The organism is Sphingobacterium cellulitidis, from assembly GCF_043187465.1.
Classification (GTDB): Bacteria; Bacteroidota; Bacteroidia; order Sphingobacteriales; family Sphingobacteriaceae; genus Sphingobacterium; species Sphingobacterium cellulitidis.
In genome coordinates this window covers 451179-474378 of the sequence record NZ_CP171136.1, presented here as the reverse complement: position 1 = coordinate 474378, position 23200 = coordinate 451179, and the positions used below count along the sequence as shown (strand labels likewise).

The following is a 23200-nucleotide window of genomic DNA, read 5'->3' as shown; positions in this document are numbered from 1 at the left end:
ACTGATTATTTTTGTCTAAAGAATATTTGGATAGGTACTCCTGTAAAATCAAAGTGCTCTCTTAATTTGTTTTCAACAAAACGCTTATAAGGATCTTTGATATATTGAGGAAGATTACAGAAGAAAGCAAACATTGGCGATCTTCCTGGTAATTGTGTGATATATTTAATTTTAATATACTTCCCTTTGGTTGCTGGCGGTGGATAATTCTCAATAATTTCCAACATCACATCATTCAATTTAGAAGTAGGGATTTTCTTCGTTTTATTATTATATACCTCCATCGCTGTCTCCACAGCTTTGAAAATACGTTGTTTCTCGGTTACCGATGTAAATAAAATAGGCACATCCGTAAATGGTGCAATCTTGCTCTTAATGGATTGTTCGAATTCCTTGGCAGTCTTATGATCCTTCTCAACCGTATCCCATTTATTCACCAAGATCACAATCCCTTTTTTGTTCTTCTCCGCCAAATGGAAAATATTGATGTCCTGAGCCTCGATGCCATCTTTGGCATCGATCATTAAGATTACTACATCCGAATCCTCCAAAGCCTTGATCGTACGCATAACCGAGTAGAACTCAATATCCTCGTTAACTTTGGACTTCCTTCTTAAACCTGCAGTATCCACCAATAAAAACTCATGTCCGAATTGGTTATAATGGATGCGAATTGAATCACGTGTAGTTCCTGCAATTGGAGTTACGATATTTCTCTCCTTACCTAATAAGGCATTTGTCAAGGATGATTTACCAACGTTTGGACGACCTACAATCGTAAATTTTGGAAGTTCAGAATCTTCTTCTTCTACATTTTCAAAATTGCTAACCACCGCATCCAATAATTCACCTGTTCCTGAACCAGTCATGGAAGAGATATTGTAGATATCACCTAGACCAAAGGAGTAGAATTCTGCTGAATCATTTGTTTGCTTCGCACTGTCTACTTTATTTGAGACTACATAAACAGGTTTTTTACTACGTCTCAACATGTCTGCAATCTCATCATCTAAATCTGTAATTCCTGTGGTTACATCCACAACAAATAAGATAACGGATGCCTCATCAATAGCAATCAGAACTTGTTCGCGGATCGCTGCTTCAAATACATCATCCGAACCATGAACAAACCCTCCAGTGTCTATAACGGTAAATTTCTTACCGATCCATTCCGCTTGACCATAATGTCTATCGCGAGTAACTCCGCTAAAGTCATCAACAATAGCTTTCCTACTCTCTGTCAAACGATTATATAATGTGGATTTTCCAACGTTAGGTCTTCCAACAATTGCTACGATATTTGCCATATTTCTTTTAATTCGTTACCTCACGGCAACAATTTCAGGTATCTTGTAAAGGTACAAAGTTAAGGATAAATCGCACATCTTGCGTGAGAAATCACAAAATGACAGGCATTACACAAAAAAAATAGGTCAACCTGTGAGGTTGACCTAAAATTAGTTTTGAAAATTAACAGTTAGAAATTCTATTTTGAATTTGATTGGCGGTTAATCCAATCAAAATACTTTCATAAATTTATCTATAAAGAGACTTGACTTCGTCAAATAATGCTGAAAGATAGAAAATTTATTCCTAAAACTTAAATATTTCCAGTAGGAAATTTTAACCCAACTTCTTTGAGAAACTATCATAATAATTTGATTTATAGAGTTTTTTAACACATTGGAAATCTTCCTAACTCAACTATGCAATCACATTGTTACATTGTACCTTTTAAGCAACAAAACATTTATCAAAAGTAAAATTTAAGAATTTTCCAAAATGGTTAAAATGTCCTTTTTTATTGCTTCTTTTTTTTAATATGATAAATAAAGTCTCAATACTTTAAATAATTAGGATAATATTTAATAAGAAAAGCTAATGAGTTCATTAGCTTTTCTTATTCTTATTGTCTATTGGTTTTGTTTTAAAACCCCGTTCGACAAGACGATTTGTTGTTCTGGAATAAATTCAATGGCGATATTACTTTTCGCATCAATACTTAATATTGGGCTACTTCCAGCAGTATGGGTTCCTGGATATTTTCTATCCATGGTCTTCGCATTTCTGAAAACATCAAATTTACGATGACCTTCCCATGCCAATTCCAGTTGTCTTTCCAACAATACAACATCCAATGCTGTTTGTCCCTTTAGATTGGAACTTGTCCATAGTCCTGCTGATGGAATGCCTGCTCTTTGTCTAATGACATTTACATCTTTCAATGCCGATGCTACATCACCCAATTTAGCACTCGCCTCAGCACGGATTAAATAAATCTCCGATAATCTGGAAATAATTGGTGACCATAAATGTGCCTGCCCTTCCTGGCCTGAACATTTAAGAACAAAATACTTCAGGTATCCATTTCTGTTCGCCAACTTCTTATCGATCAAGACCGTTCTTTTCTTACCTCCAATTTGGATGTAATATTGGAATGCCCCTGCTCCATTCGATTCCTTAATCAGGTTTTTCTTCGCTCCACCTTCGGTATAAGAATAGTCTGAACCTGATTGAACAACCTGAACACTTTCATACTTATACGTGTCATTTACATAGTACGCATGCAATTCATCAGCCTTCTCTACAACTGGCTGAATCATTTTATATCGTACATCTTCTGGATATTTACGCACTTCCTCCAAGTATGTTCTAGAAGCATACATTTCTCCCCATCCAGAACCTAGAATATTTGCATACATGGACCCAATCGTATTCCAACCATCATCCGCATAATCGAGATCCTTGACAAACTTAATCGCAAAAATATTTTCCTTATTCTCCTCAGGAACAGAAACCGTTAGCTTATTATATTCTGACCCCGCCAATAAACTAAACTTACCTGACTCAATAACTTTATTCGCATATTGAAGGGCTTTTTGATTATCTCCCTTAAATAGATAAATTCTTGCTAGTAAAGCTTGGGTAGAATAAACACTCGCGTAAACATTGCTTTTATAGCTTTTAAACAATCCTTCCGCTTTCAATAAATCTTTCTCTATCTGATCGTAAACCTCTTTTACAGTATTTCGTGGTAATACCTCAAATGGATCATCTGTTAATTTGATGGGTACTGCTAAAGATTGAGGATCTTGGGTATAAGGCTTGCCAAAGACATTCGCCAAATAAAAATACATTAAGCTGCGCAAGTAAAGGTTTTCAGCAATCATTTGATCCTGATCATCATCTTCACCCTCCTTTAGCTTCTGCATTAACAAGTTTGTCCCTGCAATTACACGATATGAGTTTTCCCAGTAATTATTTACCCGACCATTATTGACAACTCTCTTATAGTTATAATTATAAAAAAGGTTATCTGTCGTCGTACCACTTAAAGAAACATTGTCTCCAGGATATTCCGTAACACGGTGCCAGTTTTCAACCCAGCCCTTCAAACTATGGTAATTCCCCAAATGTAAAGCCTTTAAGGCTCCCTCGGTATTTTCTATATTTTCGTTGGTCAACGCATTATATGGCTCCTTATCCAAAGAACAAGATGTCATCAACAAACCAACAAGCCCACTTAATATGAATAATTTCTTCATCGTTCTTTCTTTTAAAATGTTAGATTAAGCCCAAAAACCAAGCGCTTTGGTGCTGGATATTGAGAAGTGGCATCACCGCCCCCTGCTTTATCTACAGCGTTATCATTTCCTAAGATTGCAGCCTCTGGATCCAATCCAGAGAACTTAGTCGATGTCCATAGGTTATCTCCTGAAACATAAACATTCAATCCTTTTAATTTTAATTTATTAACTAGACTCTCTGAAAAGGTATAACCCAAGGTCACATTTCTTAATCTCAAGAAATTGGTGCTTTCTAAGTATCTTGAAGAGGTCTTGTTTGAAAGACTCGTATTATTATATTCTGCTTTAGGATGTGTAGCATTAGGATTTTCTGGAGACCATCTTGACCAACCATCTTTTAAGATCATCTGATTATAAGATGCATAAGCTCCATCTGAATCAAACAACTCTCTGGCAGCATTATAAGTAATTCCTCCATTTTGATAAGCAAAATTAGCATTCAAATTAAACCCTTTGTAGGTCATTGCCGAGTTAAATCCTCCTTGAAACTTAGGTGTGGCAGCTCCCACAAATTGTAATGTAGCATCATTGTAAACTGAAGTAGTTGACACCTCTCCGGTTTCCTCATTCACGGATTCCCATAATGGAGCCCCATTCTCAGGATTTACCCCAACCCATTTACGCATGTACCATGAATCAACATCATGTCCTACTGAAAATCTCATATTTCCTTTTGGAATATCTTGATCGTCTTTCAAGGAAGTAATGCGGTTATTGTTATGTGCAATATTTACCCCTAAATCCCATTGAAATGGATTTCCCGGACTAAATACAGAACCACTCAAAGCAACTTCAACCCCACGGTTTCTCAATCCACCAATATTCAACCAATATCCGTCCCAACCAGCTGTGGATGGAAAGTCAACGAAGTAAAGTAAACCACTTGTGTTTTTATTATATAAATCAACAGATAGGTTTAATCTATTGAACATTCCTAATTCTAAACCTAAGTTCGCATCGTAGGATTTCTCCCAGCTAACATGTGCATTTTGGAAATTTTTCTGAATTGCAGCTGGTTCTCCATTATATTGCGCATTAAGTCCATAGGTAGCAAATGAAGAATAATAATCAACAGGCACGTTTCCTACACCTCCATAAGAAGCTTTCAAACGTAATAAGTTGATTGATGGAACATTGAAGAAGGCTTCATTATTAATATTCCAAGCACCACTCACTGAATAAAACGCTCCATACTGTTGTTCCCTACCAAATCTGGAAGAACCATCCACACGGAAGGAGGCCATCACATTATAACGGTTATCATATCCATAGGTACCCTGCAAGATTCCTGATTGAAAGGAATAATCGTTCTTTGTACCTCCAAAATCCAATACACTAGCCGCATTTCCTAAAATCTCAGATCCTGGTGCAATCCCTTTTCCTGTCGCATTTTGACTGGAATAAACATAATCTGAATACTCATATGCCGCAAAACCAGAAACTGTGTGTTTTCCGAAAGTTTCATTATACTTCAACATTTGGTTGAAGAACCTTGTAATACGTTTATCTGAAAATTGATATATAGTTCCCTTATTACCGCGTCCTTCATTGGAGTTAGGATCTGCATATCTCATTGCAGTTTGATTATAATAAGTTAGGTTATTCATGGATTCGAATGTGAATCGATCTGAAATCCTATAGGAGAAATCAAAATTCCCTTGCATATCCAAAGTCTGCCCTTTCCCATAGTTATACTGCAGGTCATACAAATAGTTGGTATGGTCACGACCAAACCAAGCTACCGTAGCATTAGGAGCCTGCGGATTTTTGATAGTTCCATCGGTATTATATGGATTATCCCATGGCAAATAGAACATCATATTGTATAGGGAATGCTGTTTATCCGTATAGGTCGTATAAGAAGCATTTAATTTAGGCTTGAAAGTCAAACGATCGGTCAGCTTATGCTCTACATTGAAGCGGCCTGTTAACCTTTCAAAATCATACCCCTTGATTGAACCTTTTTCACCATAATAATTGGCACTGGCAAAAACAGAGGTTTTATCTGTTTTACCCATATAACTAGCTGAAAAATCATTGACAGGAGCATTTTGAGTTCCGTTTTTCAGCCAGTTGTAATCATTATTCAAGACATCCTTGCTGACATTATCATCAATATCGTCTTGATTAGGGAAGGTTTGATAATAGTCCCAAAGCTCCTGAGAATTCATCAAATCAAAATTCCCAAAATTAAATTTACTGATACCCGAAGAAAGGTTAACTGAAAAAGTTCCTTCTCCTTCTCGTAAAGCTCGTTTTGTTGTCACAACGATTACCCCGTTTGTACCTCGGGAACCATATTGTGTCGTTGCAGCGGCATCTTTTAACACCGAAATACTCTCAATATCATTTGGATTAATATTGGCTACCCCATGTGTAATAACACCATCAACAACCCATAATGGGTTGGTCCCTGATGAAAGAGAGCTACGACCTCTAATCTTCACATTCGCTTGTTGACCCGGTCGACCTGTTCCAACAACATCAACCCCAGCTACCTTTCCTTGTAATAGATTGGAAACATTCGGAGACTTGGTATCTTTCAGTTTCTTTTGATCCAAGGATACAATTGAAGCACTGATATCACCCTTCTTTTGAGTAGAATATCCCGTCACAACGACTTCGTCAATATTCTCCTCACTAGAATTTAGCTCCACATTCACAGTAGTTCCTGTAATGGCAACCTCTTTTTTCTCATGACCAATAGCCGTAAAAACTAAAGTCTGACCATTTTCGGCCGCAATGCTAAACTCTCCTGAAGCATTCGTGGAAGTAGATTTGCTAGGATCTTCCTTTACAGTCACTGTTACCCCTGGCAAAACCACTCCCCCTGAAGTCACCTTTCCTTTGACTTCTTGCTGTGAAGAATAGCTCTCCACTTCATCCCTGTTCAACTCATTCGCAACAGAAGAACTACCCGGTAAACTTAACCCAATAATAACGGCTCCTGCAACTAAATGAGATCTTTTCAATGGAAAAAATGGTCTTGAAAATCTCTTTTTCATAAACTTTACTTAATTAAATATTTAGCAATACCTCTTCTGTGATATCACAATTTAGTTTCTGAAAGTAAAAGTTTAAGTAAAAAATTAACTCTTATCCATAGAACGAAATCGTTTGCATAAAATAAACAAACGTTTGCATAAGCAACTAATTGTAACTTTAGGATAAAGTCAATGTCAACAAAAAATTAAATTTTGATTTTTGTCTTTAGGTAAGGATAAATAAATACAGCCGTTAATACGATCACTGCGCCAAAATAAAAGCCCGTACTCATGGCTTCTTTTTGTCCAAAAATGAGCAAGGCCAGGATAATCCCATAAACAGGTTCCATATTCGTAGTCAATGCCACTGTAAAAGCCGAAAGCTCCCGCATAACCGCAACTCCCAATACGTAAGCTATTGCTGTACAGACCACTCCAAGCAATAATAAGTATAAAAGATCCGATTGACTAAGGATCATCTGCTCATCAAAATCTCCAGTAAATAACATCACAACGGAAACTCCAATCCATGCTCCAATCATCTCATATAAGGTAATCGTCGTTGGACTTCCTTTTTTCACCATCCTAGAATTTAAAATGGAAAATATGCTGGCGCAAAACGCACAGGATAAGCCAAATACGATCCCCCAGAAGTATTTAAATTCAAATTTAAAGATAAGGTAAATCCCGAATATGATAACCAACCCGACCACAACATCAGCAATGGAAATTCGCTTTCGATTGATGATTGGTTCCAATATTGCAGTGAACAGCGTTACGGAGGATAAGGTCACCAAAGTCACCGAGACAGTCGACACCTTGATGGCATGAAAGAACAAAACCCAGTGTAATCCAACGAGCAACCCAACACCTAAATATTGCATCAGTTGACCCTTGGAAACCAATAAGGATTTGCGTTTAAAGAAATAATAGACAACAAGTGAAACTGCGGCGATTAAAACCCGATACCACACCAAATGAAGGGCAGAAACAGTAATTAATTCCCCTAATACTCCCGTAAATCCCCAAATTAATACGGTGAAATGCAATATCAATGTATTGCGGTTGATAGTCAATTGTGACATGGTTTGATATGCTTACTTCGGCGCCTTTTTCAATAAGTAAAAACTCAATATCAAGAAGATGACATTGGGAATTAATACCGAAATCAAAGGATCCAAACCTCCCTTAATAGAGAACATACTTGAAAATCTCTCAAGTACAATATAAATACAGCTTAAGCCGATCCCTAAACCTAAACTCAAGCCAATCCCCCCACGGACTTTCTTCGACGACAAGGAAACCCCAATCAAAGTCAAAATAAAAGCCGAAAACGGGTTAATAATTCGTTTGTATTTTTCGAGCAACAGTTCATTCATCATCCCTGTTCCGCGAACTTCTTCTTTACTGATTCGCTCATTAAGCTCATGCTGATCCATCGTGGTGAATACATCCTCATAGGATTCGAAATCCTGCGGGCGCATATCCAAGGTGGTATCTTTCTTCTCCCCACTCAACATTTCCTCCTTCAATCCCTTGATCTCACGAGTGGTATAGGTATGTAAACTCCATTTTCGAGCAACAGAATCCCAGGTTACTCGCTCAGCCATCAGCTTCTCCATCATCTTGTCTCCGTCAAACTTCTCAAGACTGAAGTTATAACCTACTTTAGATTTGGTATCGAAAGAACCCATATACACATAAGTATTGGAATCCACCTGCATGTGAATCGACGAGGAAGTTGTACTTACTTTATTCGGTTTCACATAAACGTTTTCAAAATTCACCTTCACTTTATTGGTAAAGGGGATAATGTAAACGTTGGATAATAAGGTCATTCCAAAAATCAAAGCCGCACAAATCATATATGGCCTCAATAACCTGTTGAAACTCATCCCTCCACTTAAGATCGGTACAATCTCCGTTTGATCGGCCATCTTCGAGGTAAAGAAAATTACAGCAATGAAATTAAATAATGGGGTCAGCATGTTGATAAAGAATGGCAAACTCCCCAAAGCATAGTATTCAAAAAATACCTGCGTCATGGTTGCACCATACTTGTTGAAATCATCAATTTTCTCGGATATATCGAAAATCACAATCACGACACAGAAAATCGCAACTGTGAATACAAAAGTACTTAAGTACTTTTTCATGATATATCGATCGATGATCTTAAACATGCTTATCTTATTTATTATAATCGTTGACCTAATACTGGAACCATCTTGTTCTTCCAATCATAGAAGGTACCATCTATAATTTTTTCCCTAGCTTGATTCACTAACCAAAGATAAAAATGTAAATTATGTAATGAAGCGATTTGTGCACCTAAAATTTCTTGAGATCTAATCAAATGTCTTAAGTATGCTTTAGTATGGATTTGATCCACCAACAAATCAGATTCAGCCTCAATAGGACTGAAATCATCCTTCCACTTTTCATTCTTGATGTTGATAATACCATTTTGGGTGAACAACATCCCGTTTCTCGCATTACGCGTAGGCATTACACAATCGAACATATCGATTCCTAAGGCAATATTCTCCAAAAGATTCACTGGAGTTCCCACTCCCATCAGATATCTAGGTTTGTCATGTGGCAAAATATTCGTCACCACTTCGGTCATTGCATACATCTCCTCAGCAGGTTCTCCGACAGAAAGACCGCCAATGGCATTTCCTTCGCGATTGAAAGAGGCAATAGTTTCAGCCGATTTCTCTCTTAAATCCTTGTATACAGAACCTTGAACAATTGGAAATAAGGTTTGATCATAACCATATAATGGATCTGTACTATCAAAACGATCACAACAACGCTTTAACCAACGGTGTGTCATTTCCATGGATCTTCTCGCATAGCGATAATCACACGGATAGGGAGTACATTCATCAAAGGCCATAATAATATCAGCACCGATAATGCGTTGGGTATCCATTACATTCTCGGGTGTAAACAAATGCTTCGAACCATCAATATGGGATCTGAAGGTGACTCCTTCTTCTTTGATTTTACGAACTTCCGTTAGGGAATAAACTTGGTAACCTCCTGAATCTGTAAGAATAGGACGATCCCAATTAATAAATTTATGTAATCCTCCTGCCTTATTTAAGACATCCAATCCTGGTCTAAGGTATAAATGGTAGGTATTACCTAAAATAATCTGTGCCTGGATATCATTCACCAATTCATGCTGATGAACAGCTTTCACTGTTCCTGCTGTTCCAACTGGCATAAAAATGGGCGTTTGGATTTTCCCGTGGGCGGTTTCAATCTCCCCAGCCCGTGCTCTTGAAAATTTATCTTGTGCTTGAAGCGTAAAATTCATAGTATTCCTTAATCGACCGCAAAAATACTATAAAATTCCTTGCGATTAACATATCAGCCCTTTAATTCGCATTTCTTAACAATTCACAAACTATTTAACCGATAACCTGTATCTTTGAACCTAATTTTATGAACGCTCAGATCTTTACACAATTGGATATTTCGCTGATTCCTTATGGAATTCTAGCCCTCTTTTTGATCTTTCAGCTGTATTTTATTCTATTTGTCTATGGGAAGTTAGCTCTCCATAAGGTCAAATCTCATCAAGATACCGCTAATGACAGACCTGTATCCATAATTATCTGCGCTCATAATGAGCAGGAAAACCTTAAAACTTACCTTCCTGCTATATTGGAACAGGATTATTCCAATTTCGAAGTAATTGTTGTCAATGATTGCTCTGGAGATGATACCAAATGGGTATTAAAGGATTTTACCGAGAGATATGCCCATCTGAAGGTTGTTGAAATTAAAGAGCATATTCAATTAAAGCATAGCAAGAAATTCGCTTTAACAATGGGCATCAAAGGAGCACAAAATCCTTACCTCTTGATGACCGATGCGGATTGTCAACCCAATAGCAGTCTGTGGCTTAAGGAAATGGCGGGTTCTTTTCTTGAAAACAAGGAAATTGTATTAGGATATTCTCCCTATTTCAAATTCCCAGGTTTCTTAAACCGTCTTATCCGATTTGAAACTAGCCATACAGCCATGAGCTATTTATCCTATGCTTTGAAAAAGGATGCTTATATGGGCGTTGGTAGAAATTTAGCCTATCAGAAAGACTTGTTCTTTAAGGCACGGGGTTTTACCGAACATATGCATATCAAATCTGGGGATGATGACCTTTTTGTCAATGCCAATGCAAATAGACGGAATGTGGAAATCAATATCCACCCAGATGCTTTCGTATATTCAGATCCTAAAAGAACTTGGAAATCCTACTACAAACAGAAAGCTAGACATTCAGGCGCATCAACCTTATACAAAGGAAGGCATCAAAGTATGTTGGGAATTCAATTGGTTACTGCCCTCTTGTTTTACATTGCTATCATTGTTGCAGTGGCAGTCAGCCCAAGCTATTGGTACATCGCATTGGCGGCTTATCTAATCCGATTGATTTGCCAATTCTTGATCTTTAATCCTATCTACAAAAAACTAGCAGTCAGCGACCTATTAATTTGGTTGCCGATATTAGATCTATATTATTATTTTTATATCTGTTTTAATGGACTCTTTAACCGTTCCAAAAAACAGGTTTCCTGGAAATAAAAACCCTTAATTTATTACATCGTGAATCCTACAGTCGACATTATCTATAATTACTTCCCAAAACTTACTGAAACGCAAAAAGAACAATTTGCCAAATTGGAAGAACTATATCCATTATGGAATGACCAAATCAATGTTATTTCCAGAAAAGATATTGAAAGCCTTTACCTGAAGCATGTTTTGCATTCCTTGGCAATTGGTAAATTCGTCGGAGAATTTGCTCCAAAAACACGTATTCTTGATGTAGGTACAGGTGGTGGATTCCCAGGAATTCCTTTAGCGATTCTATTTCCGGAGGTTCAGTTCCATTTGGTAGATTCTATTGGAAAGAAAATCAAGGTCGTGCGAGAAGTAGCAGCTGGATTAGGCTTGAAAAATGTTGAAGCTGACCATATCCGTGCTGAGCAATTGGATTATAAATATGATTTCGTGGTATCAAGAGCTGTTACTCGCCTGGGCGATTTTATTCCTTGGGTAAGAAACAAAATCGAAAAACAAGATAAAAACAGTATTCCTAATGGAATCCTTTATCTAAAGGGCGGTGATTTAAAAGAAGAGATCAAAGAAGCTAGAGTAAAAGCCGAATTACACCCGATCCCCCATTATTTCAAAGAAGATTTCTTTGAAACAAAATATGTTATGTACATTCCAATGTAGTAAAAGGGCGTAGTGCATACGCCCTTATAGCTTTCCCTACGTTACAAATTTTTATTAATCTCTGCCCCTATCAGATTAATTTCCTCGTCCATTCCAAACAAGGGCAAACCGGTTTCAGGGTTCAATTTTAACCATGATGTTTCGGTGTCTTTAATGATCTGAACATATTCTTTCCCATCTTTAAAAACAGTGTAGGTATCCTTTTCATCAGGAAAAACTGAATAAATTATATCGCCAACTTCTATATCAAAAGGTTCTTGCAATTCCATGGTATTTCTTTTTTTACAAAGGTAATCAATTAAACTTTATTGATTTTGCATAAGGAATTCGATTGATTATCTTTAGTCCTAAGCTAACCAAAATGAATGCAATAGAAAAAATTGCCTTAACCAAGATTAAAGGTATAGGTCCTAAAACAAGTCGATTGTTATTGGCTTATTGTGGGAGCTTGGAAGAAATATTCAGATGTCCAAAGAAGGAATTAGCCTTGATTCCTGGCATTCATAAAAATTCTATTAATCAATTAATCTCAAAGTCCTATTTAAAAGAAGCAGAAGCAGAATATCAATTTATTACCGAGAATCAGATTGAAGTATTATGGTTCGAGGATGTAGACTATCCCTCTCGATTAAAGCACTGTGAAGATGCTCCCCTAATTATTTATAAAAAGGGTTCATGTCAATTAAATAAGCAAAAAACCGTAAGCATTGTCGGAACTCGAAATGCGACCTCCTATGGTCGTAGACTAACCGAAGAATTGATTCATGAGTTAAAGGAGTTGGACATCCTGGTGGTTAGTGGTCTTGCTTATGGCATTGATATTATTGCCCATAAAACTGCCTTAGATGAAGGATTGGAAACCGCAGCTGTGTTAGCCCATGGTTTGGATCGAGTATATCCTTTTGACCATCGGGAGATTGCTGAAAAAATCAGCTCTCAGGGATGTTTGATTAGTGAATATCCCTCTGGAACTATTGCTGATAAACCACATTTCCCAATGCGTAATCGCATCGTTGCTGGCCTTGCGGATGTAACGATCGTGGTGGAGGCGGCAACAAAAGGTGGCGCCTTGATTACGGCAGATATCGCCAATAGTTATAACCGGGATGTATGCGCATTTCCAGGTTCGGTGGACCTGTTTTATTCCGCTGGATGCAATGAGTTGATCCGAAATCATAAAGCCCACTTGATACGCAATGCCAAGGACCTCAAGCAGCTGATGCAATGGGATGACCAATCGAATGGGAATAATCACAACCCACAAATTCCATTAATTTTTGAATTGTCCATGGAAGAACAAAGAGTTTTTGATTATCTTAAAGACTGCAAAGAGTCTGCTATTGATGAAATTGCAGCTTATTGTGATTTGCCACAAAGTAAACTAGCTATGATTTTACTGGAAATGGAAATGAATGGAATCATTCAGGCATTACCGGGAAAAATATATAAACTACCTTAAACCTAAACACTTATATGCAAGAACAAACTAGTAAAAAAGGAATTTGGAAGGTCATTGGGGCCTCTTCCGTAGGCACCCTGATCGAATGGTATGACTTCTTTATTTTCGGAAGTTTATCCATTGTCATTTCCACCAAATTTTTCCCTTCTGACAATCCAACGGCAGCTTTTCTGTCTACACTAGCCACCTTTGCTGCTGGATTTGTAGTACGACCATTTGGAGCTCTTTTCTTCGGAAGATTAGGCGATTTAATCGGTCGTAAATACACCTTTATGGTAACCCTGATGCTGATGGGTGGTGCAACCTTTCTTATTGGTTGTATTCCGAGTTATGAAAGCATTGGTTTCCTGGCGCCATTGATTGTCCTCATATTAAGATTACTACAAGGATTAGCCCTTGGTGGTGAGTATGGTGGTGCGGCGACTTATGTTGCCGAGCATGCACCAAATGGTGAAAGGGGTTATTGGACTTCCTGGATCCAAACCACAGCTACCTTTGGTTTATTTATTTCTCTGGTGGTAATCTTGTTGACCAAGTTCATTCTTACTGAGGCCCAATTTGATCATTGGGGCTGGCGGGTTCCATTTTTACTTTCCATATTAATGGTCTACGTATCCTACTTGATTCGTAAAAATATGGATGAATCTCCCGAATTCAAGAAAGCTAAAGCAGAAGGAAAAACATCTACAAACCCTTTAAAAGAAAGTTTTGGTAATAAATACAACCTGAAATTTGTTTTGTTGGCTTTATTTGGTGCCGCAATGGGTCAAGGTGTCGTTTGGTATACCGGTCAGTTTTACTCCATGAGTTTTATGAAGACAGTGATGTTTCTGGATTCTGACCAAGCTGATATGATTCTAGGCATAGCCCTTCTTTTTGGAACTCCATTTTTCGTGGTATTTGGGCGGCTCTCCGATAAGGTGGGCCGAAAATGGGTAATGTTAACAGGGATGCTCCTTGCTGTCCTTACCTATCGTCCTATCTATCAAGCCATGTATCAGATTACGGATACGAGTTTGAAACAAGAATTGGCTGAAAAACGAACAGAAACCATTACTGAGCTGAGTCCTGAAAATGAAAATGAAGTAAAAACAATTACCAGATATTATTCAGATGGATCCTATAGTAAGGAAGAACACATCAAACACAGTGAACCTGCTGGAGCTAATCAAATTGAAAATGTAAAGACCACAGTGAAAAATAGCATGTACTTATCTGGAGGGAACTATGTAAAATTGATTTCCTTAATTTTCATTCAGATAATTTATATCACTTTAGTTTATGGCCCGATTGCAGCCTTTTTAGTGGAAATATTCCCTGTCAAGATCAGATACACTTCCATGTCACTACCTTACCATATTGGAAATGGAATATTCGGTGGGCTATTGCCTGCGGTGTCAACCTACCTGGCTACCAATGCAAAGGGAGCTGCTGATCCGACCTTCTATTTGGAGGGTTTATGGTATCCAATCATTATTTCAGCGGTCTGTTTTGTGATTGGAGCATTTTATATTAACAAGAACATGGTAGCAAAAGATTTGAATTAAAATGGAAAGCATAAAGAAAATATTAGGAATAGTTTGGATTGCCTTAGCGCTACTTGCGGCATATTTCTGCATAGCCAAATTTGGTTTGCCAAAAATTATTTCCGGAAAACAAGAAGATGTCGTTTTTGGAATTATCATCCTATTTATCCTGACGCCGATCATCTCGATTGGGCTTGGGGTATTTGGATATTTCGCACTTCGGGGGGAATATCAAAGGGACAAAATGTAATTTTCGGGTTGAACCTCAGTCGAATACAGCGAGAATGCAATTTTCTTTTCGGAAAGATTAATTTTTTGTTAATTTTGCCGTGGGTAAGTCCTCTACGACCAGCTCCCATTGACTCCCCCAGGTTGGGAACAAAGCAAGGGTATTTGGTTGAGCGGTGCGATAGAGGTAGCTTACCCATTTTTTATTGACCTATTCTCACCTTAATTTCCATCATTTCGTTTTCTAAATACACATATTAGATATTTTTCGTTTATTTGTAAACCGAATTAACATGAGTCTATGAGTTGGTTTAAAAGAAATAAAGCAGGTATACATACTGCAACAGAAAACAAAAAAGAGGCACCAGATGGGATGTGGAATAAATGTCCAAATTGTAAAAAACCTCTTTTGAATGTGGAACAAGTTGAAAACAAGTATGTTTGTCATTATTGTGACTACCATATCCGTATTGGTTCAACTGCTTATTTCTCCATATTATTTGATAACAACGAATTCACTGAATTATTCCCGAACCTAAAAGCTGGTGATCCATTAAACTTTGTGGATACGAAACCTTACAAGGACAGATTGTTAGACAGCCAAGCAAAAACAGGCCTTAATGATGCATTAAGATCTGCTGTTGGTAAAGTAAATGGCCAAGATTTGGTTGTTGCTTGTATGGATTTCTCCTTTATCGGAGGTTCTATGGGTTCTGTGGTCGGTGAGAAGATTTCAAGATCGATTGATTATTGTATCGAACATAAATTACCGTTTATGTTAATCTCCAAATCCGGTGGTGCCCGTATGATGGAAGCAGCATTCTCATTGATGCAAATGGCGAAAACATCCGCTAAATTAGCCTTATTGGCACAAGCAAAATTACCTTATATCTGTTTATTGACTGACCCAACTACAGGTGGTGTAACCGCATCCTATGCTATGCTTGGTGATATCAATATTGCAGAACCAGGAGCATTAATCGGTTTTGCTGGTCCACGTGTTATCAAAGAAACAATCAAGAAAGACCTTCCTAAAGGATTCCAAACTTCTGAATTCGTATTGGAACACGGTTTCTTAGACTTTATCGTTGACAGAAGACAATTGAAAGAAAAAGTCTCTACTTTCTTAAAAATGGTAAAGTAGTAGATCCTAAAGATAAAATTCAAAGAGCGAGGTAGATTTACCTCGCTCTTTTTTTATATTCCAATTTTGCTTAAACCGACAAATTTTTCAGGATTTAAATAGGATAATAATACGGTTCATATTGGGTTCTAATTTTGAGTTTTCCCGGACCTTCTTCGGACCTCCTTCGGACAAAAGCCGGATCTTGCTCGATTTTTTTCGGCCAAGGTCCGGATTAACCCCGAAGGATATCCGTGGAATTGCAGAATTTAAACCAATCTCCTATTGAATTTTTCTGCTATTAGGATATTAGAGAAGAATGAGATTTTTTTATTAAATTTAGATAACAATAAACCTAACTAAACTCACATGAATCTCAAGAAAACCTTAATTGTTTCCCTATTGGCGGTTTTTGCCTTACATCAAGAAGTTCTTGCTCAATTACGAATTCCCAATTTCTTTTCAGACCATATGGTATTACAACGTGAAACTGAAATAAATTTTTGGGGGTTGGCACCGGCCAGCAGTAATGTAAAAATCATCGGTTCCTGGTTTCAGGATACCGTTATTGCAAAGACCAACGGTGATGGTCAATGGCGAACCAAACTCCCAGAAGGAAAAGCTGGTGGTCCTTACGAATTAAAAGTTATTGCCAATCAAGAGACCATAACCTTATCTGATATTTTATTAGGCGATGTTTTTCTATGTTCAGGGCAATCCAATATGGAATGGGGAGCCGCTCAGAATTTAAAGGAAATCATTGATGAGATGCCGAATGCGAAAAACCCTAATATACGTTTATTACATATTAGCAGAAATGGTTCTTACACTCCTCAGGATCAAATTTCCAATAAATGGGCAACCTTGAGTGCGGAGTCCTTACAGCCCTTTTCAGCCATTGGTTATTTTATCGGTAAAGATATCAATAGAGAAGAAAATATCCCCGTAGGGATTATCAATTCAAGCTGGGGAGGCACTGCAGCAGAAGTATGGACCCCAAGCTATTTAATTGAGAATGATCCGTTTTTATTACAACGAGCAAAAATTCAAGGCGCCAATGATTGGCGTCCGCACAATAGTGGCGTATTATGGAATGCAATGGTACATCCATTTGCAGGATATAATCTGACAGCCGCATTTTGGTATCAGGGCGAAAGTAATGTGGGTACCTGGGATGGTTACGATAAACTGATGAAGACGATGATTACTTCTTGGCGCTCCGCTTGGAATCAGGATTTTCCTTTTTACTTTGTTCAGATTGCCCCTTTTCAGTATAACAACAAAGAACCTTTGGCTGCATACCTGAGAGAGCAACAAGCGAAAACAGCGATGGAACTACCAAAAACTGGAATGGTTGTGATTACGGACCTTGTAGATAATATTCAGGATATCCATCCTATTCAAAAGAAGGCAGTGGCAAAACGTCTAGCTGATTTGGCATTTGCTGAAATTTATAACAAGCCACTCAAGGATTATAAATCACCGATTTATAAATCTCAAGAAATTAAAGGCAATGCGATTGAGGTCAGTTTTAATAATCTGGAGGGTAAGTTAACCTCGAAGGGAGAAATTACTGATTTATTTATTGCCGGAGCTGATAAGGAATTCAAGCCAGCGAAGGGAAAAATTAAAGGAGATAAATTAATTGTAGAATCGGCGGAGGTTAAAAACCCAGTTGCGGTAAGATTTGGGTTTACAGAAATCGCGATGCCGAACTTATTCAATTCAACGGGATTACCGGTTTCGCCATTCAGAACGGACAATTGGTAGGCTTAATAAACTAAGCTTTATCCCTTGTTACATATTTCAGGAAGCTATATAGCTTCCTTTTTTGTAGGTATTGAAGGTTATGTTCATTTTCATAAGCTTCGCGCTCAAAGGAGATATTAAGATAAGCACGGGTAAAATTTCGAAATTGAATAAATCGAATGAAGAACTCCAGTAGATAGAGCAAATAAAAAGGCAGGATAAGCAGTTCAATTGCTTGTAATACATGGATTCGTTCGTGATTCAGGAGAACTTGATTTTTCAGGTCTGAGCGATATTTAAGGAAAATAAAAGGGAATATAGTAATGGCTTGTGCCTTTCCAATGGAAAAGAACTTTGTCCAGAATTTACTTACGATCACTTTACCTTTCATCTAAAGTATAAAATTACGAAATAGCCTTTAACTTTATATCAATCATGGTTTTTTTGATTATCAAACTTAGATTGTATATTTGTTATTACACAAAAACGAAAAGTTCATGCCGTACAAAGAACGAGAAATTAACAAGCTGTATTATACCATGGGGGAAGTCACTGAAATGTTCGGTGTAAATGCATCTCAAATTCGTTTCTATGAGCGTGAATTTGACATTCTTCAGCCTAAGAAAAATAAAAAGGGGAATCGCCTATTCACGCAAAATGATATTGCCAATCTAAAGATTATCTTCAATTTGGTGAAGGACAAGGGCTATACCTTACAGGGAGCACGTGAATTCTTAAGAAGCAACAAGAACGAAGCAAGAGAAAACCAAAGGATTATTGAATCCTTGGAAGGACTTAAGAGCTTTTTATTGGAGGTTAGGGATAGCTTATAGGGCCCTGCTTCCTAATTCTATCACTTCTAAATTTTCGATTTTATCGCCATTAATTTCAAATCGCATGAGGGTTCTAACCTGATGCCAACCTTGTTTTCCTGCAGCTCCGGGATTCAGGTGAAGTAATTGAAGTTTAGGATCAAACTGCACTTTCAAGATATGGGAATGTCCGCTAATAAATAATTTAGGTGGATTCTTAGTAATTTCTGCTTTGACCAAGGGGCTATATTTTCCAGGGTAACCCCCAATATGAGTCAGCCAAACATCCACTTTCTCGCAATTAAACCTAAGGTTTTCGGGGAATTTAAGTCGGATATCCTTATCGTCAATATTTCCATATACCCCCCGTAAAGGTTTGAATGCTTCTAATTTTTCAATGACTTCCATGGAGCCAAAGTCTCCAATATGCCAGACTTCATCACAATTTTCAAAATGTTTAAAAACGGCCTCATCCAGATAACCGTGTGTATCTGATATCAATCCAATCCTCATATTAAAAAGCTAAGAAATAAGGTTTTAAAATCTGTTTATATGCATCTGAATATTGTGAGCGTTCTTGATAAATGACAAAGGAATTCTTCGTCAAAGTTTTCTGTTGTCTTTCAAAACTCAAGATACATCGAAAGGGTTCAGAATCAACGAATGATTGGATATCGATTTGTTTGCAAAGGTTCAAACCATTAAGTTTTCCCTGCTCGACCATAAATCCCAACAACTCTACAGGAACTATGATCTGTAACTTTCCATCCTCTGACAATCTATTTCCTGCAAATTCGAACATTCCTTTAAAGAATTCTACATCGGCATGTTTGGCAACCTTTTTCCGGGGATCGGGGTTATGTAGTGAATTGATGTAAAAAGGAGGGTTAGAAACGATCAGGTTAAATTTCAGGTCCGTTTTCCAATGGAAAATATCCGAGTTAACTATGTTTAAATGATTTTTAAAAGGGGAATTTTCAAAATTTTCCTTCGCTCGAGCCGCTGCTTGTTGGTCAATTTCAACGGCCCATATTTCAGCGGCAGTAAACTTTTGTGCCAACATTAAAGCAATTACACCGGTTCCGGTGCCAATATCAAGGATTTGTTCCGCGCGATCCGACTCTGTCAAGGCGGCCAGCAATACCCCATCGGTATTGATACGCATGGCACAGTGCTCTTGATTTACTGAAAACTCTTTGAATTGGAAGATATTTCCCATGCAACAAAGGTAAGTCTAAATGTGCTTTTTTGCTTTAAAAAATGGCTTTTGATTAAATTTTATCTTGAGCAATTAATCTAAATGAATTTTACCAAGTCTATTTCTCTAAAGACGGACAGAATATGAAAACAAAAATACTTAGAATCGTTGCATTGATTATGGTCGTTGGACTATTTTCAGCTTGTTCAAAAGAATATATTGACGGGCCATTATTTTATCCAGAAGATTTTGCGGTTGATTTGATAGATGTGTATGATGTTGGTCCTGATGCAGTACGTGTAGAGTTTGCAGTTAGCAATCTCTCTGATTTGGACTATTACCAAGGGCAAGATGGAAACTATTATCTGGAATTCTCCTTAGTTAGTCATAATGGGGCGACATTCTTCAATGAGGTACCCATTCGAACACTATATTCTGGAGAAACATTCCGCGGTAGTATGATCATTCGGATAGACCCTCGATTGAGTTATAATTTTAATAACATCAGCTATGATATTTATGATTCTTATTGATATTAATCAATAAGAATCATCTTAGTTTTTCAACAAGCGTTGAATTTCATCCAACTTCATTAATGCTTCAACTGGCGTTAAGGTATTCACATCCAAGTTATTCAGCATATCCCTGATTTTTTCGAGCACCGGATCATCAATGGCAAACATTTGCAATTGGTAAGCTTGTTTCTGAATCTTACGCATGCTATCCTTAATTTTTTCACCACCAGTACGTTCTTGTTCTAGGCGTTTTAGGATTTCCCCAGCTCTACCAATAAGTTTTGGGGGCATACCGGCTAACTTGGCAACATGGATACCGAAACTATGTTCGGAGCCTCCAGGAACCAATTTCCTCAAGAAAATCACCTTGTTATTCACTTCCTTCACACTCACATTAAAATTCTTGATGCGAGGCATGGAATTACACAACTCATTTAGTTCATGGTAATGGGTAGCAAATAATGTTTTTGCTCTGCAAGAAGGATGATTATGAAGGTATTCAGCAATAGCCCATGCGATAGAAATACCATCGTATGTACTGGTACCACGACCAATTTCATCCAGGAGGATTAAGCTACGGTCCGACAAGTTGTTCATAATACTTGCCGTTTCGTTCATTTCCACCATAAAGGTAGATTCCCCCGAACTTAAATTATCAGAGGCTCCTACTCGAGTAAAGATTTTATCAACTATTCCAATCGAAGCTTCCTTAGCTGGAACAAAAGATCCGATTTGCGCCATTAACACAATTAATCCAGTTTGTCTTAACAAGGCGGATTTACCGGCCATATTCGGTCCCGTGATGATAATAATCTGTTGCCCTTCCGGATCAAGGAAGGTATCATTGGTAATATAATCCTGACCAATAGGCAGGTTTTTCTCAATAACCGGATGTCGACCACCTTTAATATCCAGGTCTCTACTGGAATTGACATCGGGCTTAACATAGAAATTCTTTTCTGCGATAATTGCAAAATTCAATAGAACGTCCAGTTTTGCCAATAATTGAGCGTTTAATTGAATAGGTTTGATGTATTCCGAAATGGCGAGAAGCAATTCCGCATAGATCCGATTTTCGATAGCCTGGATTTTTTCCTCAGCACCCAAAATCTGCTCTTCATATTCCTTTAGTTCCTCCGTGATATATCGTTCTGCGTTCACCAAGGTTTGCTTTCTGATCCAGCCAGAAGGAACTTTATCCTTATGGGTATTGGTCACTTCCAAATAATAGCCAAATACATTATTGAAGGCAATTTTCAAGGAAGGGATTCCAGTTGCCTCAGCCTCCCTTTTTTGGATTTCGAGAAGATAATCTTTACCACCAAAGGCTACCTTTCTGAGTTTATCCAGATCAGGATCAACTTGATCAGCGATTACATTCCCTTTATTCAATGCTACCGGCGGCTCCGCCTGAAGCGTATTTTCAATTTTATCGCGAATAATTAAACAAGGATTTAACTGTTCGGCAATCACTTTCAGGGATTCAGATTCTTGTTCCTGGCAGAGTTCCTTCAGTTTTTCAACAGCATACAATGCTCTTTTAAGTTGAATGATTTCCCTTGGGTTGGCTTTTTGAAGGCCTATTTTGGAAATTAACCTTTCCAAGTCGCCCACCTGTTTGATTTCTTGAACCAATTGATCTCTTAGCGAACGATTTTTATAGAAATCTTCCACAACCTTTAACCTTTCGTTGATGGCTTTTTCATCCTTTAAGGGCATGACAATCCATCTTTTCAACAATCTTGCTCCCATTGGGGAAGAAGTTTCGTCGAGCACATCGGATAAGGTAATGGCATTTTCATTCGTTGAACTAATTAGTTCGAGGTTTCGAATGGTAAATCGGTCCAACCACATATAACGGTCTTCCTCAATTCTGGAGATATTGGAAATATGTTGAAGGTTTCGATGTTCAGTTTCATTTAGGTAGTGAAGTGCAACTCCGGCCGCAATAATTCCCGTTGGCATCCTGTCGATTCCAAAGCCTTTCATGGAATTGACTTCAAAATGTTTCAACAAGTTTTCGGAGGCATAATCACCGGTATAAGGCCATTCATCCAGGGTATAAGTATAGTAACCTGATCCAAAATGTTCTAAAAACTCCTTATACTGTTTTTTAGGAAGGATTATTTCGGTTGGTTTAAAACCTTGCAATAATTTATCGATATAGCCAATTGAGCCTTGGGCAACCAAAAACTCACCGGTTGAAATATCTAGAAAAGAAATCCCGATGGCCTGTTTATCCATAAAAATGGAAGCGAGGTAGTTATTGGATTTTTGTTGAACAATATTTTCATTGTAAGAAACACCAGGAGTAACCAATTCAGTCACACCTCTTTTTACGATTGTTTTGGTTTGTTTAGGATCTTCCAATTGGTCGCAGATGGCGACACGTTGGCCTGCGCGCACTAATTTTGGCAAATAAGTTTCCAGGGAATGATGTGGAAAACCGGCTAATGCGGTTTCAGATTCAGACCCATTTCCTCTTTTTGTAAGTACAATTCCTAAAATCTTGGCTGCTTTCACAGCATCCTCACCGAACGTCTCATAAAAATCCCCAACTCGAAACAACAATAAGGCGCCAGGGTATTTGGCCTTAATGGTATTATATTGCTGCATTAGAGGGGTTTGTTTCTTTGCTTTTGCCAAGGTTACGCTATTTTTGTATAAGTTGTAAAAATAGCAGAAATGTAGGGATTTGCAAAAAAAGGAGATGTCAAAAAGCATTGCGGAAATGACATAAAAATTAAAAAATACATCTTATGT

General features: G+C 37.7%; 20 protein-coding genes and 1 other RNA gene. 10 read left to right on the top strand and 11 right to left on the bottom strand.

The features are described 5' to 3' along the window. Positions 1 to 5: 5 nt before the first annotated feature. The 6 genes from der to tgt all read right to left on the bottom strand — a co-directional run bounded on the left by der (position 6) and on the right by tgt (position 9899). Positions 6 to 1307: a ribosome biogenesis GTPase Der gene (gene der / locus ACF3OC_RS02095; protein WP_094255563.1), complete on the bottom strand. Its 1302-nt coding sequence runs from the start codon at positions 1305 to 1307 to the stop codon at positions 6 to 8. 606 nt (positions 1308 to 1913) lie between these two features. Continuing rightward, the gene (locus ACF3OC_RS02090) at positions 1914 to 3545 is read right to left on the bottom strand and encodes a RagB/SusD family nutrient uptake outer membrane protein (RefSeq protein WP_094280274.1); all 1632 of its coding nucleotides are present in this window, start codon (positions 3543 to 3545) and stop codon (positions 1914 to 1916) included. An 11-nt stretch (positions 3546 to 3556) separates the two neighbouring features. After that, the gene (locus ACF3OC_RS02085; RefSeq protein WP_094280275.1) at positions 3557 to 6592 is read right to left on the bottom strand and encodes a SusC/RagA family TonB-linked outer membrane protein; all 3036 of its coding nucleotides are present in this window, start codon (positions 6590 to 6592) and stop codon (positions 3557 to 3559) included. Between the two features lie 185 nt (positions 6593 to 6777). Next, the gene (locus tag ACF3OC_RS02080; protein ID WP_094255566.1) at positions 6778 to 7656 is read right to left on the bottom strand and encodes a DMT family transporter; all 879 of its coding nucleotides are present in this window, start codon (positions 7654 to 7656) and stop codon (positions 6778 to 6780) included. 12 nt (positions 7657 to 7668) lie between these two features. Next, positions 7669 to 8754: an LptF/LptG family permease gene (locus tag ACF3OC_RS02075; protein WP_094255567.1), complete on the bottom strand. Its 1086-nt coding sequence runs from the start codon at positions 8752 to 8754 to the stop codon at positions 7669 to 7671. Between the two features lie 14 nt (positions 8755 to 8768). After that, entirely contained in the window at positions 8769 to 9899 is a 1131-nt protein-coding gene (tgt, locus tag ACF3OC_RS02070) for a tRNA guanosine(34) transglycosylase Tgt (RefSeq protein WP_094280276.1), read from the bottom strand. A 128-nt stretch (positions 9900 to 10027) separates the two neighbouring features. Between tgt and ACF3OC_RS02065 the strand changes: the two genes are divergently transcribed. Beyond that, positions 10028 to 11170 (top strand): glycosyltransferase, encoded by a 1143-nt coding sequence (locus ACF3OC_RS02065; RefSeq protein WP_094280277.1) that lies wholly within the window; start codon positions 10028 to 10030, stop codon positions 11168 to 11170. Positions 11171 to 11191: 21 nt separating this feature from the next. Then, entirely contained in the window at positions 11192 to 11827 is a 636-nt protein-coding gene (gene rsmG, locus ACF3OC_RS02060; protein ID WP_094280278.1) for a 16S rRNA (guanine(527)-N(7))-methyltransferase RsmG, read from the top strand. A 41-nt stretch (positions 11828 to 11868) separates the two neighbouring features. Here rsmG and ACF3OC_RS02055 read toward each other — a convergent pair whose 3' ends face one another. Next, a complete protein-coding gene (locus ACF3OC_RS02055; protein ID WP_094280279.1) occupies positions 11869 to 12096 on the bottom strand; it encodes a hypothetical protein in 228 nt (75 codons plus the stop codon). Between the two features lie 92 nt (positions 12097 to 12188). Here ACF3OC_RS02055 and dprA point away from each other — a divergent pair, with 92 nt between their 5' ends. The 6 genes from dprA (at position 12189) to ACF3OC_RS02025 (ending at position 17933) form a co-directional block, all read left to right on the top strand. Beyond that, the gene (gene dprA / locus ACF3OC_RS02050) at positions 12189 to 13286 is read left to right on the top strand and encodes a DNA-processing protein DprA (protein ID WP_094280280.1); all 1098 of its coding nucleotides are present in this window, start codon (positions 12189 to 12191) and stop codon (positions 13284 to 13286) included. 14 nt (positions 13287 to 13300) lie between these two features. Beyond that, a complete protein-coding gene (locus tag ACF3OC_RS02045; protein WP_094280281.1) occupies positions 13301 to 14833 on the top strand; it encodes an MFS transporter in 1533 nt (510 codons plus the stop codon). 1 nt (position 14834) lies between these two features. Further along, entirely contained in the window at positions 14835 to 15062 is a 228-nt protein-coding gene (locus ACF3OC_RS02040; RefSeq protein WP_094255577.1) for a DUF6814 family protein, read from the top strand. 81 nt (positions 15063 to 15143) lie between these two features. Beyond that, an RNA gene (ffs, locus tag ACF3OC_RS02035) (signal recognition particle sRNA small type) lies at positions 15144 to 15241 on the top strand. Between the two features lie 100 nt (positions 15242 to 15341). Then, entirely contained in the window at positions 15342 to 16184 is an 843-nt protein-coding gene (gene accD, locus ACF3OC_RS02030) for an acetyl-CoA carboxylase, carboxyltransferase subunit beta (RefSeq protein WP_094255578.1), read from the top strand. 348 nt (positions 16185 to 16532) lie between these two features. Continuing rightward, on the top strand, positions 16533 to 17933 hold the full coding sequence (locus tag ACF3OC_RS02025) for a sialate O-acetylesterase (RefSeq protein ID WP_256962496.1): 1401 nt from the start codon (positions 16533 to 16535) through the stop codon (positions 17931 to 17933). Between the two features lie 10 nt (positions 17934 to 17943). On the opposite strand, the gene ACF3OC_RS02020 is transcribed toward ACF3OC_RS02025, so the two are convergent. Continuing rightward, a complete protein-coding gene (locus tag ACF3OC_RS02020) occupies positions 17944 to 18303 on the bottom strand; it encodes a hypothetical protein (protein WP_179221429.1) in 360 nt (119 codons plus the stop codon). 106 nt (positions 18304 to 18409) lie between these two features. On the opposite strand from ACF3OC_RS02020, the gene ACF3OC_RS02015 reads away from it, so the two are divergent. After that, entirely contained in the window at positions 18410 to 18745 is a 336-nt protein-coding gene (locus ACF3OC_RS02015) for a MerR family transcriptional regulator (protein WP_094255579.1), read from the top strand. Here the strand turns inward: ACF3OC_RS02015 and ACF3OC_RS02010 are convergent. Both ACF3OC_RS02010 and ACF3OC_RS02005 read right to left on the bottom strand, forming a co-directional pair. Continuing rightward, entirely contained in the window at positions 18740 to 19237 is a 498-nt protein-coding gene (locus tag ACF3OC_RS02010; protein WP_094255580.1) for a metallophosphoesterase, read from the bottom strand. The two genes, ACF3OC_RS02015 and ACF3OC_RS02010, sit on opposite strands and share 6 nt — an antisense overlap. A gap of 1 nt (position 19238) precedes the next feature. Further along, entirely contained in the window at positions 19239 to 19943 is a 705-nt protein-coding gene (locus ACF3OC_RS02005) for a tRNA1(Val) (adenine(37)-N6)-methyltransferase (protein ID WP_094280282.1), read from the bottom strand. 122 nt (positions 19944 to 20065) lie between these two features. On the opposite strand from ACF3OC_RS02005, the gene ACF3OC_RS02000 reads away from it, so the two are divergent. Next, entirely contained in the window at positions 20066 to 20455 is a 390-nt protein-coding gene (locus ACF3OC_RS02000) for a hypothetical protein (RefSeq protein ID WP_094255582.1), read from the top strand. Between the two features lie 21 nt (positions 20456 to 20476). On the opposite strand, the gene mutS is transcribed toward ACF3OC_RS02000, so the two are convergent. Next, positions 20477 to 23083 (bottom strand): DNA mismatch repair protein MutS, encoded by a 2607-nt coding sequence (mutS, locus tag ACF3OC_RS01995; RefSeq protein WP_094280340.1) that lies wholly within the window; start codon positions 23081 to 23083, stop codon positions 20477 to 20479. Between the last annotated feature and the right edge of the window lie 117 nt (positions 23084 to 23200).